9 protein-coding genes are annotated in these 13,867 nt (G+C 42.5%); 8 read left to right on the top strand and 1 reads right to left on the bottom strand.

Annotated elements, in window-relative coordinates; all coding sequences use genetic code 11:
* Window positions 1-20: 20 nt before the first annotated feature.
* On the bottom strand, window positions 21-2,000 hold the full coding sequence (locus MGMO_RS20965) for a LamG-like jellyroll fold domain-containing protein (RefSeq protein ID WP_023494538.1): 1,980 nt from the start codon (window positions 1,998-2,000) through the stop codon (window positions 21-23).
* 1,673 nt (window positions 2,001-3,673) lie between these two features.
* On the opposite strand from MGMO_RS20965, the gene MGMO_RS07985 reads away from it, so the two are divergent.
* The 8 genes from MGMO_RS07985 (at window position 3,674) to MGMO_RS08020 (ending at window position 13,863) form a co-directional block, all read left to right on the top strand.
* The gene (locus MGMO_RS07985; RefSeq protein WP_023494541.1) at window positions 3,674-4,735 is read left to right on the top strand and encodes an IS701 family transposase; all 1,062 of its coding nucleotides are present in this window, start codon (window positions 3,674-3,676) and stop codon (window positions 4,733-4,735) included.
* A gap of 491 nt (window positions 4,736-5,226) precedes the next feature.
* Window positions 5,227-6,354 carry a sugar transferase gene (locus tag MGMO_RS07990; RefSeq protein ID WP_082458320.1) on the top strand — a complete coding sequence of 376 codons (1,128 nt, stop codon included), beginning with the start codon at window positions 5,227-5,229 and terminating at the stop codon, window positions 6,352-6,354.
* A 309-nt stretch (window positions 6,355-6,663) separates the two neighbouring features.
* A complete protein-coding gene (locus MGMO_RS07995) occupies window positions 6,664-7,140 on the top strand; it encodes an acyltransferase (RefSeq protein ID WP_023494543.1) in 477 nt (158 codons plus the stop codon).
* Between the two features lie 117 nt (window positions 7,141-7,257).
* Entirely contained in the window at window positions 7,258-8,301 is a 1,044-nt protein-coding gene (locus MGMO_RS08000; protein WP_023494544.1) for a Gfo/Idh/MocA family protein, read from the top strand.
* Complete coding sequence (locus MGMO_RS08005; protein ID WP_023494545.1) at window positions 8,298-9,398, top strand: DegT/DnrJ/EryC1/StrS family aminotransferase; 1,101 nt, start codon at window positions 8,298-8,300, stop codon at window positions 9,396-9,398. The genes MGMO_RS08000 and MGMO_RS08005 overlap by 4 nt, the downstream gene beginning before the upstream one ends.
* A gap of 479 nt (window positions 9,399-9,877) precedes the next feature.
* A complete protein-coding gene (locus MGMO_RS08010; protein ID WP_023494546.1) occupies window positions 9,878-11,596 on the top strand; it encodes a GumC family protein in 1,719 nt (572 codons plus the stop codon).
* Between the two features lie 65 nt (window positions 11,597-11,661).
* Complete coding sequence (locus MGMO_RS08015) at window positions 11,662-12,432, top strand: CpsD/CapB family tyrosine-protein kinase (RefSeq protein WP_023494547.1); 771 nt, start codon at window positions 11,662-11,664, stop codon at window positions 12,430-12,432.
* 141 nt (window positions 12,433-12,573) lie between these two features.
* Window positions 12,574-13,863 carry a polysaccharide pyruvyl transferase family protein gene (locus tag MGMO_RS08020; RefSeq protein WP_023494548.1) on the top strand — a complete coding sequence of 430 codons (1,290 nt, stop codon included), beginning with the start codon at window positions 12,574-12,576 and terminating at the stop codon, window positions 13,861-13,863.
* The last annotated feature ends 4 nt before the right edge of the window (window positions 13,864-13,867 follow it).

Raw genomic sequence — 13,867 nt, forward strand, 5'->3', positions numbered from 1 at the left:
TATTCCATCAAAATGTCAATTCAATTACCCATCCCATAGATTGACATTGTTGCATTGGTTATATAGCCAGATGTAGAACCTGTCCAGGTAGTGGGCAAATTGGTCAGCCTGTTAGATGAACTCTTTTCGAGCAAACCAGTGCCTGAGACCGAGTTATAACGGTATCCGAATTGCCCTGCAGTTGTCAGGATCGCAAGCCAATAGGGTTTGCCGGCGGTAACGGTAAAAGGGGTGGACAATGGGGAGATTGGGACTGAATTCCATCCAGCCTTAAGCGTTCCTAATGTCCCTTGAGCAAGAAGGGTCCCAGCATGATGAATATTGGACGAATCGACCCTATCTGTATAAACCCCCACTTTGATGCTCGTAGCGGTGGTTAAGCTGGAATCCAAATAAACCGACACTTGGGTTGGACTCCCTGAAATTGTTGGCACCACTTGGTGAGCCAATGCCACACCTTGAGTTTTGTAATTAGCAAAGGATTCTACTTTCGTATCGCCCATGAGAACCTTTGAAGTAACTGCACCGATTGCTCTATCTTTGTCGGCCGCAATCTCAGTCTGTGCCAAGGCACGATTATAGACCCTTACCTCATCGATATAGCCATTGAAATACTGCCCATAGATACTATCTCCGCCGATCTGCAATGGGCCTGTAGAGGTCGCAATATTGCCAGTCCGTGCAATGCTAGATACCTGCGCGCCATTTACGAATAGCCGTTGAGTTACTCCGTCATAAGTCACCGCCAAGTGGGTCCAGGTGTTTACTGGCAGAGCTGATGTGCCGTTAATTTCTCCAAACGTACCTCCACCCACAGGTACACTACTCCGGTTTGATGTTGCCATCAGGAAGTAGTTGTCATCCCCCTTTTCAATCACATCCTTCCATAAGTTGTTTATAGCGGAAGGCATTACCCATGCTTCGAGGGTCATACCGGTTGTAAGCTTCAGTGAAGCACTGTCATTGATCTTTACTAAGGCATTCGTTCCATTAAACTGTAATGCATTTCCAAATTTGCCGGGGGCAACCCTGACTGCATTCGTCATCACGCCATTGTTACCGTTGCCCGAGGCATCTACGACAGTAGTTCCACTAGCTTCCTCAAAGCCATAGGCTGCCACCAAGCCAGTATTGGTATTCGTCACAGACGGGGTTGCGGATACAGTTATAGCGCTTGTTTTGGTATTGCTACCGCCTGAGCCTGTAGCCGTTAAGCTGACTGTATACGTCCCAACTGCACTATAGGCGTGTGTCGGATTTTGGAGCGAACTTGTTGTCCCGTCACCAAAATTCCACGATCTGCTTGTGATGCTACCAGTTGAAGTGTCAGCAAAACTTACGGAGACACCAACTGTTGTAGAAGTGGGGCTAGCCGAAAAATTCGCGACCGGTGGTGCTGCAGCCAATGTCACCGTAATCGCCTTAGATTTGGCAGCACTGGTTGTGCCTGCTGTAACATTTAAATTTACAGTATAAGTTCCAGCGGCTGCATAAGTTTTAGTCGGATTTGAAGCTGTACTTGTTGTGTTATCTCCAAAGTTCCAGGCGTAGCTGGGGACTGTTCCGGACGGTATTCCTGTTACGGTGGAAGTAAAACTCTCTATTGTTGAGCTAGTGCTGCTTTGGCTTGCTGTAAAGTCCGCAGTCAGTGTCGTAGTAGCCGAAATGGTCGCGCTGGCCTCATTTGAAAAGCTGCTTTCGATGCTTTTAGCCGCATTATAAGCTTTCAATGCAAAAAAATATGTGCTACCCGCTGTTAACCCTGTCATCTGGTAACTTGTCGTATTGCCTACATCAACACTGGATGTGTAATTTTTGCTGGCTTGGCCGTAGTACAGCTTATACCCCGCAACACCCGTTGAAGTGCTGGGGTCCCAAGCGAGATTTAAAGCTCCAGCAAAAACATAGCTACTGACTAAAAAAAGGAAAAGTCCTAGCAGTATTGATTGATTCAGCCCCCTAAAATGGGGATTAGGTTTATCTAAAAAAACAGTATTCATGTGCGTTCCCGTTATAAAATGTACCGTGTTACAATGGTAAAAATTTAGGCAAAAGCCTCCCCGTCCACCTCGATACTAGGGCTTTAATCCTGAAGTAGGGTGGTTAAATAATGCGCGTGGTCTTTATTGAGAAATTTGGTTTGCTATATCTTCAATTAACTAGGGGGATCGCAAGATGATTCTTGAAATGCCAAGCTAAAAAAAACCTGAAATATTTCAATGTACACAAATCTACCCCCACTTTTTTTACATCTGACAGTTCTGTCAAAAATATCCATCGTCTTTGGCATTGAACGCATGCACCGTTCTTAGCTGGTTTAAGTAAAGTTGATAAATAGAGTATTTTCTGTGAGGCAATTCACGCTTTATTAAATGAAAGAATTTTTTTAAAAAAATTATAAGTGAAATCCTTATTTAAGAAATATTTTGGAATAAACCTACTTAATTTAAGTTTTTATCTTTATTGTTATTATATTTCATAAGGTTATGTTGAATTTACAGGCCGAACGAAAAACATTCAATGCCAATTAAGGAGCTAACCTTAGGTCGATGCTAACGATAAATCCTTAATGCTTACTTAAATTTAAGTTAAATTTTGGCCACATTAATGTATCTTGATCAGCTTGATACCTCACCTATATGCTCGTGAAAGCCGTAAATTTAATACTAAATTCAATCAGTTGAGGGGCTTGTCATGTCAATAAATCGTATTCAGTTTCAACCGGTGTTCTTGTCGATGCCTAGTTTTCTTAAACAGTTTGGTATCGAAGCACGATATGAGACCGTGTTAAAACAAGCACGATGGGCTTAAGGTTTTTCTGTCCTTGTTTAGCCGCACGGATTACGGTTTTTTAAAAGTGGGATTGCATCCAAAGTTTCAATGCCAAGGGTGTTACCATCAAATGTCGATCGTCGTCGGTACACTCTTTCAAATCAGCCAGTCCAAACCGAATTGTCTGCTCAGGCATTCAAACAGTTCCTGTGCGGTCAGTTATTCCACAACATAACTGGTTCGGCACAAGCTAATGCAGGGCAAAGTAGCGTGCGAAGCACATTATGCGCTGTCAGGCCATGCCAAAGTCGATGACGCATATTGGGTGGTGAAATAAGCGGCGGTAAATCTGAGGTGGTTCTGAAAACAGAGGGCCTTTATAGCGGCATTGTCGTTTGATGATGAAGGGCATCCTTTGCGGATAAGTTAACCGCCGTATCGGCATTTGCCAATAGATCTATTCCCGATTGGGCTAAAACCAATCAGGTTTCCGGATAGTTCGTGATTTCTGATGGTATAGCGTTTTTCGCTTCAGTGACTGAGTCAAGTTGTCAACACCAAGCGGACATCGTTCGTGGCCGCAAACCAAAAGACCTGCCGTAATTCTTTCGAGTTAATGCCGTCCTGGGTATTCACTAAACCAGTCTGGGCGGTACTTATCATGCTTTAGGTTTCTCAAAATATGTTTCGTGCTATCTGTCGGTATTCGCCCATCACTTAAATCGACGATCCCAGTTCACAACTTCCCGATGTGTCTTCATGTTCCCGCAGCCGCCATCGGCTCGATTTTGACTGTCAACTCAGCTTATGAAATCGCTGATTAAACTGTACTGGCTTTAAAATTTGGTGATATGAATGATTAACTCATGTTACGCACTTATAGTTGAAGTAAACTATAAGGATGAATGCAGAACTATTAGAAATATATAGCGATTACTTGTTAAGTTCCTTTGGTCAAACGACGGCGACGGGGTTATCCAACCTGCTGGACGGAGAGTTAAGCCACGACCAAGTGACACGTTTTTTAAACCGGGACGACTATGATTCAAAAACCTTATGGCAGCACGTCAAAAAGGCGGTGCGGGAAGTTGAGCGGGAGGATGGAGTGTTGGTCTTTGACGACACCATCCAGGAAAAGCCGTATACCGACGAGAACGAGTTAGTGTGCTGGCATTTTGATCACAGCCAGGGGCGGTCGGTGAAAGGCATCAATATCCTCAATTGCCTTTACCATGCGGGCGGCGTGTCGTTGCCGGTCACGTTTGAACTGGTGCGTAAACCCCATCTTTATAGCGATTTGGCGACCCGGAAGGTTAAACGCAAAAGCGACGGGACCAAGAACGACATGCTGCGGCAGATGCTCAAGGCCTGCCGCCAGAACCAGTTGAAATACCGCTATGTGCTGGCGGACAGTTGGTTTTCCGCACAGGAGAACTTGACTTTTGTGCGCCAAGAACTCGGCAAGCACTTCGTCGTCGCCCTGAAATGCAACCGGACGCTGGCGTTGACCTTGGCAGACAAAAAGCAAGGCCGCTTTGTGCGGATCGACCAGCTTTCCTGGACAGGACAAGCACCCATCAAGGCTTGGCTCAAGGGGCTGGACTTCCCCGTGCAGCTAAGCCGCCAAGTCTTTACGAACAAGGACGGCAGCACTGGGGTCTTGTATTTGGCCTGCAGCGACCTCGACTGCGACCAAGCGGCGATTGAGACAATCTACCAAAAACGGTGGAAAGTGGAAGTCTTCCATAAGACGCTCAAATCCAATGCGGCTTTGGCAAAGTCGCCGACCCGACGGGTCAGGGCGCAAGGAAACCATGTCTTCCTGTCGATCTATGCCGCCTTCCGCCTGGAATGCCTTTCAATCAAGCACAAACTCAACCATTTCGCGCTCAGGGCCAAGTTGTACCTGAAAGCCGTCCGACTGGCTTTCGATGAGCTTCAGATGCTTAAGTGCGTAAGGTGAGTGATTAATTATGAAACAGATAAGCTTGGTTTCGTTAGCGCATGACAACATAAAGAAACGCACCAAACGCGAGAAATTCCTGAACGAAATGGAATAGGTGGCAGCGTGGGATCGTATGTTAAAATTAGTCGATCCGCGTTCCCCGAAAGATGGGGGAGGCCGCCAACCGACAGGGCTGCAGGGTAACTGCTCTAGAAACCAGGGTTAAGCCAAGCCAACCGTGTTTAACTAAAATAATGATGCAAGATACGAGGAATAGCGGCTGCAGGKATTCAAATGCTAAATGCTGACGGAGGATTCAGGGTTTCCTTAGAAAATTAAGCGACGATTAAATAATGGTGTAATAATACGCATAAATAATACCTTACACCATAAGGAATAGGTATTTTTACTTATAGACGCAACCAAGATAAAGGATTATTTTTGTTGTCCAAAACAATATCGGCGCAGAGGTGAAAATCATGAGGTCTAAAATAAAGGAGGCCGACGAAATGTTAGTTAATGCCCCCGTGAAATTAAAGGTGGTTGATAATACTTTAAACCGCAGGCAGACTGGTCGTAGGAAGGCTGATGTCGAAAAAGTTTTTGACACGCCTCATTTTATCAAGCAGTTGAATTTTGAACAACGTCGGGCACAAAGGTCTGGAGTCCCTTTGTCAATTATGTTGTTAACACATGACCTAGCTAATGCAGAAAACTCAAATGTTCGTACGCTGTTAAAAAAAGTCCAGGCAAAAATACGCGAAACTGACATTCTTGGTTATGTAGACCAACATACCTTGGGCGTACTCCTTCCTTATACTTCTGAGGAAGGGGCAAGAAAATCCCTAAAAAAAATAATGGATGCTTTTGAGGAAACACCGTTACGCATTGCAGTTGCAACTTACCCAGATCACATATTTGAAAGCCTGGCAAAAAACGGTAGTGTTCCGCCTGAACTATTTGAGATCCTACTTGATGATTCAATCGATTATTCCGAAATTAGATTTAAGGTAAAAAGGGCAATAGATGTAATAGGCTCAATTGTGCTAATGCTGGCTTTGTCGCCAGTCATGATTGTGACTGCAATGCTTGTCAAATATAGCTCGCCAGGGCCAGTGATCTTTACCCAAACCCGCTTGGGCAGGAAAGGTGCCCCGATTACGTTCTATAAATTTCGATCCATGCGTATGGATACCAATGACCAAATTCATAGGGACTATGTCCAAGAATTGATCAAGGGCAATCATTCCGCAATTAATAATGGGGATGCAGTAAAACCAATCTATAAAATTAAGTCTGATCCTAGGATTACAAAAGTAGGAAAAGTTATCCGAAAAACCAGTATTGATGAACTGCCGCAACTTTTTAATGTCTTGAAAGGAGACATGAGTTTAGTCGGGCCGCGTCCGCCGCTTGCTTATGAAGCTGAGAAGTATCAACCCTGGCATCTAAGGAGAATATTGGAGATGAAACCCGGGATTACGGGGCTTTGGCAGGTAGAAGGAAGAAGTAGGACTGGATTTGATGACGCAGTTAGGCTGGATCTTAAGTATATCCAGACTTGGTCGCTTGCCCTCGACCTAAAAATTTTGTTAAAAACAGTAAAAGAAGTGCTACATAGTAGCGGTGCATTTTAATGGCAATTTTGCCTTTATGATTGGCGGATAGGAATGCTTTAGTTAAGCCTTTCGATTAAGATCGAGAATTACGTTAATATAATGCAAAGGGTGTTAAAAAAACCAACAGTTGAACCAACCGGTTCAAAGATCCCGAAATTATGCAAATATATTTAGTGCTGTGTGGTATTTTTATCATATCCCAATTTTCTCCCATTTTTTGGTCGCAATAGGATTAAGAGAGTTGTATTGCTTTTTGGCTGAAATTTGCATTTAGGGGTGATAGGATATGCTCACTATTTAGAATAATGTTTAAAAGGCGCTTAATAAATGATCAAAAGTGATGTTCAGTTAGGGGAAGGCGTAGCGATCTACCATCCCGATCTCGTAAATTTGTATGGCTGCAAAATTGGAGCTAACACAAAGATTGGGACATTTGTTGAGATTCAGAAAGGGGCATCTATTGGAGCTAGATGCAAAATTTCTAGCCATACATTTATCTGCGAAGGCGTTGATATTGAAGACGGTGTGTTCATAGGCCATGGTGTCATGTTTACAAACGACATTTATCCAAAGGCAGTGGATGCGGAAGGTAACTTGCAAACAGAGGCAGATTGGGAAGTGGTTCGCACTTTGGTTAAAACTCGTGCCTCAATCGGGAGCAATGCTGCTATTCTATGCGGCATCACGATTGGAGAGGGCGCATTAGTGGGCGCTGGGGCGGTAGTTACCAAGGATGTTCCTGATTATGCAATCGTTTCAGGGGTGCCGGCGCGCATTACGGGAGATGTGCGCGCAAAAGCGTAAGCACACTGCTCTGGTTAGGGTGCAAAACTTAAAATTAAAAATTAATTGTATGGTCAAGATTGTTGACGGAACACAATATGAACAAAGTAAGTCATTTTACCAAAAATAAGGCTCACCATGATTAAGATAGGCGTTATCGGATATGGATACTGGGGGCCTAACCTAGTAAGGAATTTTGCAGAAATCCCTGGCCTTATGGTTGCCTGCGTGGCGGATTTAGATACCAAAAAGCTTGAGATTGTCCAAAAACGTTACCCTGGGGTAAAAACGACGACACGTTTTGAAGATATGATCAATGATCCGACCATTGATGCCATTGCCATAGCAACTCCAGTCAGCACTCATTTCGATCTTGGTATGGCGGCGCTCAAGGCAGATAAACATTTATGGCTTGAAAAGCCCATAACTCAAACGGTGGCGCAGGCGCGTCAGTTAGTAGACGAAGCTGAGAAGCGTAAACGGGTGTTGCTCGTTGACCATACCTTCATTTATACGGGCGCAGTCCGCAAAATGAGGGAATTGATTAAATCAGAAGATCTCGGAAGCATTTATTACTATGATTCAATACGGGTCAATCTAGGTTTGTTTCAACACGATGTCAGTGTCATTTCGGATCTGGCCGTGCATGATTTCTCTATTCTTGACTATCTATTGGAAGAGCAGCCTATAGCCGTGTCTGCTGTCGGTATCAATCACTTTCCTGGTACCCCAGAAAACTTGGCGTTCATTACACTGTTTTACGATTCTGGAATCATTGCCCATGTCAACGTAAATTGGTTAGCGCCCGTAAAGGTACGGCAAATTCTTATCGGGGGCAGCAAAAAAATGATTACCTACAATGACCTGGAACCCAGCGAGAAAATTAAGGTTTACGACAAAGGCATTAGTTTTACTGATGATCCCCGAAAAATTTACGAAATGAGAGTAGGTTATCGTACAGGGGATATGTGGGCACCCCAAATAGATGGCAGTGAAGCGTTAAAAATTGAAGGCGGACACTTTGTAGATTGCATTGTGAACGGCAAAGTTCCGATTACTGATGGTTTGCTTGGGATGCGTGTTGTTCAGTTAATCGAAGCGGCAACTCGTTCAATGAACGAGCATGGGCGGTCAGTTAAACTCAAAGGGATGCCAATGCGTCATGGGAGTGTTATAGAATGATTCCGTTTGTCGACCTAAAGGCCCAATACAAGGGCATTAAAGATGAAGTTAACGCAGCAATCCAAAATGTTCTGGAGACTTGTCAATTTACTTTGGGCAGCGAGGTTGCGGCATTTGAGCAAGAGTTTTCTGCTTACTGTAATGCTCAACATGGAATTGGCGTAAATACGGGTACAAGTGCATTGCACCTTGCATTGCTTGCAGCCGGAATCGGTCCTGGTGATGAAGTCATTACGGTGCCTTTCACTTTTGTTGCGACAGTGGCGTCTATTTATTATACCGGTGCCAAAACTGTGTTTGTTGATATAGACCCACAAACTTTTACAATGGATGTTAAGGCGATAGAAGGTGTTATTACGGAACGCACAAAAGCCATTATTCCGGTACACCTATATGGTCAATCGGCAGATATGGATCCGATTCTTGAAATCGCCAAACGCCATAACTTGGTTGTTATTGAAGATGCCTGTCAAGCCCACGGCGCAGAGTACAAAGGAAAGCGGGTCGGTAGCCTGGGCGATATGGGCTGCTTTAGTTTTTATCCCGGCAAAAACTTAGGGGCTTATGGCGAAGGTGGGATGGTAACAACCAACAACCCTGAATACACGCGCACTATTCGAATGCTGCGTGATTGGGGCGCAGAAAAGAAATATCACCACGTACTCAAAGGTTATAATTTCCGCTTGGAAGGGATTCAGGGCGCGGTGCTAAGGGTTAAGTTAAAATATCTGGAAGAATGGACAGAGGGGCGCAGAAAGGCGGCGGGGCATTATAACGAGCTATTGGCCGATACCGGAGTGCCTACACCGAAAGAAATGGACTATGCGCGCCATGTGTACCATGTTTATGCTATTCGCACTAAGAGTCGAAGTGAATGGCAAGAAGCATTGAATGCCAAGGGGATACAAACTGGAATCCATTATCCTATCCCTGTACATCTGTTACCCGCTTATTCTGATTTAGGCTATGCAAAGGGGTGCTTTCCCCATGCAGAACAAGCGGCTAATGAAGTATTATCCCTGCCCATGTTTGCTGAGTTAGGTCGAATGCAATGTGAAGAAGTCAGTGCGGCTCTCACTATGCTTGCTAACCAGTGATAGGTTATAGTGTTTTGTCAGCCGAAACTGTGTTCGGCTTAATCACTGTTTAGCAATTTTGCTTTTATAAGGATGCTATCAGCATAGGGCATTCTAAAAATAGCAGTAAGCTATAATAAGGATATCAAATAGTATCTGATATAAGATAATTTATTTCGATAATCATTCGCACCTAATGATTATTCTTAAAACTTATTGTTATAACAATAAACGCTAACGATTCTAGGAAGGGATTAGATTATCCGAAATGATTTGATCATTGCCATGTATTTTATATGAGTCTGTGCTGAACGATCTGACCAGAATAGAAATTGCAGTGATACGCCGGATAAGTTGAAGTCAGAGAAATCCGTAAATTCAATATTAAGATATCAGGTAAATTGTTTGCATTCATTATTTCTGAAGATAAGTTTTGATGGGTTAGATTCTGTTAATAGGGCATCAGTGATACCACAAAAAAATAGGAACTGCTTTTAGTCATGGCACTAAACATCAAAACATTTTCAGATTGCCTTGATCTTGCAAAGCGTCATAAGTATTACATCGTGATACCATGGTTGCTAACTAGTGTCATATCCGTAATTGTTGCCTTAAATCTACCAAAAATTTATCGTTCAAAAGCAACGATATTGATTGAGACTCCAATTCCAACAAACCTTTTCGAATCTTCAATGTCTCATTTTGCTGAAGAGCAGATACAATCGCTCTATCAAAGAGTGATGACAACGGACAATGTAATTTCAATAATAGAATCAAATGGACTTTACAATGACGTTAAGAAAGACCTTTCAAAATACGAACTAGCAGATTCTTTCAAAGGTAACACTGAAGTGACTTTGACAACCTCTTCTTTAACCCCGAATAGCAAATCAGTAATGACAGCGTTTGCTTTTGATATTGCATTTAGCCACCGAGAACCAACAAAGGCAAAAGAAATAGCGAGTGCTTTAGCCAAATTATTCATCTCGCAAAATGATAAAACTCGAACCGAGCGAGCAATTAAAGCGACTGACTTTTTAATGGAAGAGTCAGAAAAGCTAAATCGTGAACTACAAGAAGTGGACAACAATATAGCCATATACAAGGAACAAAATAGCTATAGCTTACCGGATCAAGCGCAAGGGAATTTAGCAGCTATAGACCGGACAGAAAATGAACTTAGGGACACTGAAAATCAGATAAGGACAACTAAAGAAAGGATTGCTTTTTTGGCGGCTGAGTTGGCAAGGGCGCAAGAAGTGATGCCAAGTAAGTCCGATGACAAGACTCCCCAAACTAAAGATGAAGCCTTACGTAGCTTAAGGGCAGAGTATCTTAGGCTGACAAGTATTTATTCTCCTGCACATCCTACTCTAATTCGTCTTAAACGAGAAATAAAGGCACTGGATCCTGGATTTGAAGAACAGCCAGCGGTGGGAGAAGTGCTCAAGCAATTGAAAGAAGCACAGGGCAATCTTAAGGCGCTTGAAGAAACGTATTCTGAGAATCATCCAGACATAGCAAGGCAGAAAATTCAAATCGAAAGATTAGAGCAAAAACTAAAAAGTAATCCTTTGCGAAACCAGTCGGAATCAAAGGGCGCAAGCGTAGATAGTGTTACTAATCCAGCTTACCTGGGTGTTGAGGCCCAATATAAATCAAGTCAATCAGAACTACAGTTATTGATTGAAACGCGGAATTTTTTAAAAACAAAGCTCGACAATATGCATCAGGTTGTTTCGGTTGCCCCCCAAGTAGAAAAAGGGTATAACGACCTAATAAGAGAAAGGGACAATACAGTAAAAAAATATAATCAGCTTAAAGAAAAGTGGCTCGATGCCAAGCTTTTTCAAACTCAAGTTGAACAGCAGCAGGGGCAAACACTCACTATCATCGAGCAACCTGTAATTCCTACGCATCCTGAAAAAGCAATTAGAAGAAAAGTTGCTATTGGCGGATTTATTGCGGGCTTGCTTATGGGTATTGGGCTTGCGTTTCTAGTCGAACTTTTAGATCCGAAGTTAAGGGGGTTTCGTGCCATAGCGGAGGTAACTGGACTAATGCCAATAGTTGTCATTCCATATATCGAGACTGTGTCTGAAGTAGAGGCTAAATTAGCAAAACAACGAAAAGAAAAAAAAATTATAGTTTGGGTAGTTGTTTCGGGAATCATTTTGATTGCCTTGTCTATATTTTTGTTTTTAAGTTTTAGCGCCTAACTTAAGCGGACTTGTGCCGGAGTTTGCATTGTTTTGCTGCTTTAATAATTATGGGATACATCAATATGGTTGATAGTTCAGAAAGTGATTCACTCGATAAGATCAGGTATTCAAAAACTCGAATAACGCCTCTCGATGCTGAAGTTTTGCAAGACAACCGGATTATTATGGGGCTTTATAATGATCAGCGAGCTGATTTATTCCGGGTGCTTCGAACAAATATCCTGAAGCAACTTAGGGAAAATAATTGGAATAGTTTTTTTATTACAAGTGCAACACCCGGTGCGGGTAAGTCATGGGTAGCTACAAATCTTGCGATTGCGATTGCATTGGAGGGCAACCAGACTGTGCTTTTGGTAGACGCTGATCTTAGGCATCCGAGTATCTGTCACCATTTAGGTTTAAACTGTAAATTTGGATTGATTGATTACTTGTCTGGGGTCACCTCATTGGAACATATCTTGATACATCCAAAAATAGAAAATTTAGTTTTATTGCCGGGGAAAGAATCAAAGGTAAATTATTCGGAATTGATTTCGTCCCCTAAAATGGTCGAGTTCATCAAAGATACAAAATCGCGTTACGAATCCAGAATCATTATTTTCGATATCCCTCCGCTTTTTATAGCCGATGATGCCATGTTATATATGTCATATTGCGATGCTGCACTTTTAGTTGTAGAGGATGATAAGAATACGACTGATGAACTCCAGCAATCAATGCAAATTCTAGAAGAGACAAACTTATTGGGAACAGTCCTCAACAAGTCAAGGCAGCAGTTACCATCATATAAATACGGATACGGATACGGATATAGTGCCAAAGTATCTGGATAACGGGCACTAATATTACATTAAGCCATAGGCTGACATGATGTGAGGCATGCTTTATTAGATTCAAATTAGGTCATAAAAGATTACAACAAACTGCGCTTGTATAAAATGAAGGTATTGTTCAATTTTGCAAATCAAGAATAAATGAAAATAAGAAAAATTCTTTTGCTCGGTGCTACTTTTAATACTGACAATATGGGCGTTAGTGCTTTGGCGGCAGGAGCACTTACGGTCTTAAAAAAACAATACCCTGCTGCGGATATTTTCTTCTTAGACTATGGTAGGGAAGCGATCACGTCTAAACTCGAAATCGAAGGCAAAACTGTATTTGTACCGTTGATTAATATGAGGTTTTCGTGGAAGGTTTTTATACCAAATAATATTGCATACTTATGTTTACTGGCAATTTTAACCAAATGTATTGGACGAAATTTAGGCAAAGGGATATTCGAAAGAAATAGATGGTTAAGTAATATATTTGAAGCCGATATTGCGTTCGCTGTATCAGGTGGCGATAGTTTTAGTGATATTTATGGCATTGGTAGGTTCTTTTATGTCACCTTGCCGCAAATTTTACTCACTATCATGGATAAGCGGCTTATTTTCCTGCCCCAGACGATAGGCCCGCTAAACAGCCGACTATCGAGATTGATAGCAAAATTCTTGATGCGCCATGCTGAAATTATTTATTCCCGTGATAACGAAGGCATCAGCGAAGCCTTGACATTGCTGAACCTTAAAGAAAACGAGACCCAAAAAATACGGTTTTGCCATGACATGGGGTTTGTAATGGAACCCCATCAACCCAAATGTATCGAATTAATCGGTGCCACAGAAGCAGAACTGACGAACAGGACTAGGCCATTAATTGGTTTGAATGTAAGCGGTCTATTACTTCTTGGCGGCTACAACAAGAACAATATGTTCAATCTTAAGGTCGATTACCAAGAATTGATTGATAGCATCATCCGCTTTTTAATTGAGGAAAAGCAAGCGGACATGTTCCTTATTCCTCACGTCTTTGGTAGTCACGAAGAAAGTGACAGTCATGCCGTTAATTCAGTTTATGAACGGTTAAAAGACAAATACCCTAACCGACTATTTTGTGTGTCAGGCCAGTACGACCAAAATGAAATCAAATACGTCATAGGCCTTTGTGATTTTTTTATAGGCTCGCGTATGCATGCTTGCATTGCCGCCCTGTCACAAGCAATCCCTGCCATTGGGATCAGTTATAGCCAAAAATTTATCGGCGTATTTGAAAGCGTCGGTGTTGGCACTCTTATCGCTGATCCTAAGCAATTAACAATCGAAGAAATTCTCACCACTGTTGACAAGTCTTTGGCTGCAAGGGAAGAAATCAAGAACCACCTACAAAAGACCATGCCTGAAATAAAGGAAAATATTCTGGGGCTACTTAATGGAATCGAATAGCTTT

It is taken from the genome of Methyloglobulus morosus KoM1 (genome assembly GCF_000496735.2).
Classification (GTDB): domain Bacteria; phylum Pseudomonadota; class Gammaproteobacteria; order Methylococcales; family Methylomonadaceae; genus Methyloglobulus; species Methyloglobulus morosus.

Excerpts from the sequence above, each read along its gene's own strand:
- MGMO_RS20965 (WP_023494538.1), bottom strand. The coding sequence starts at position 2,000 with ATGAATACTGTTTTTTTAGATAAACCTAATCCCCATTTTAGGGGGCTG.
- MGMO_RS07985 (WP_023494541.1), top strand. The coding sequence starts at position 3,674 with ATGAATGCAGAACTATTAGAAATATATAGCGATTACTTGTTAAGTTCC.
- MGMO_RS07990 (WP_082458320.1), top strand. The coding sequence starts at position 5,227 with ATGTTAGTTAATGCCCCCGTGAAATTAAAGGTGGTTGATAATACTTTA.
- MGMO_RS07995 (WP_023494543.1), top strand. The coding sequence starts at position 6,664 with ATGATCAAAAGTGATGTTCAGTTAGGGGAAGGCGTAGCGATCTACCAT.
- MGMO_RS08000 (WP_023494544.1), top strand. The coding sequence starts at position 7,258 with ATGATTAAGATAGGCGTTATCGGATATGGATACTGGGGGCCTAACCTA.
- MGMO_RS08005 (WP_023494545.1), top strand. The coding sequence starts at position 8,298 with ATGATTCCGTTTGTCGACCTAAAGGCCCAATACAAGGGCATTAAAGAT.
- MGMO_RS08010 (WP_023494546.1), top strand. The coding sequence starts at position 9,878 with ATGGCACTAAACATCAAAACATTTTCAGATTGCCTTGATCTTGCAAAG.
- MGMO_RS08015 (WP_023494547.1), top strand. The coding sequence starts at position 11,662 with ATGGTTGATAGTTCAGAAAGTGATTCACTCGATAAGATCAGGTATTCA.
- MGMO_RS08020 (WP_023494548.1), top strand. The coding sequence starts at position 12,574 with ATGAAAATAAGAAAAATTCTTTTGCTCGGTGCTACTTTTAATACTGAC.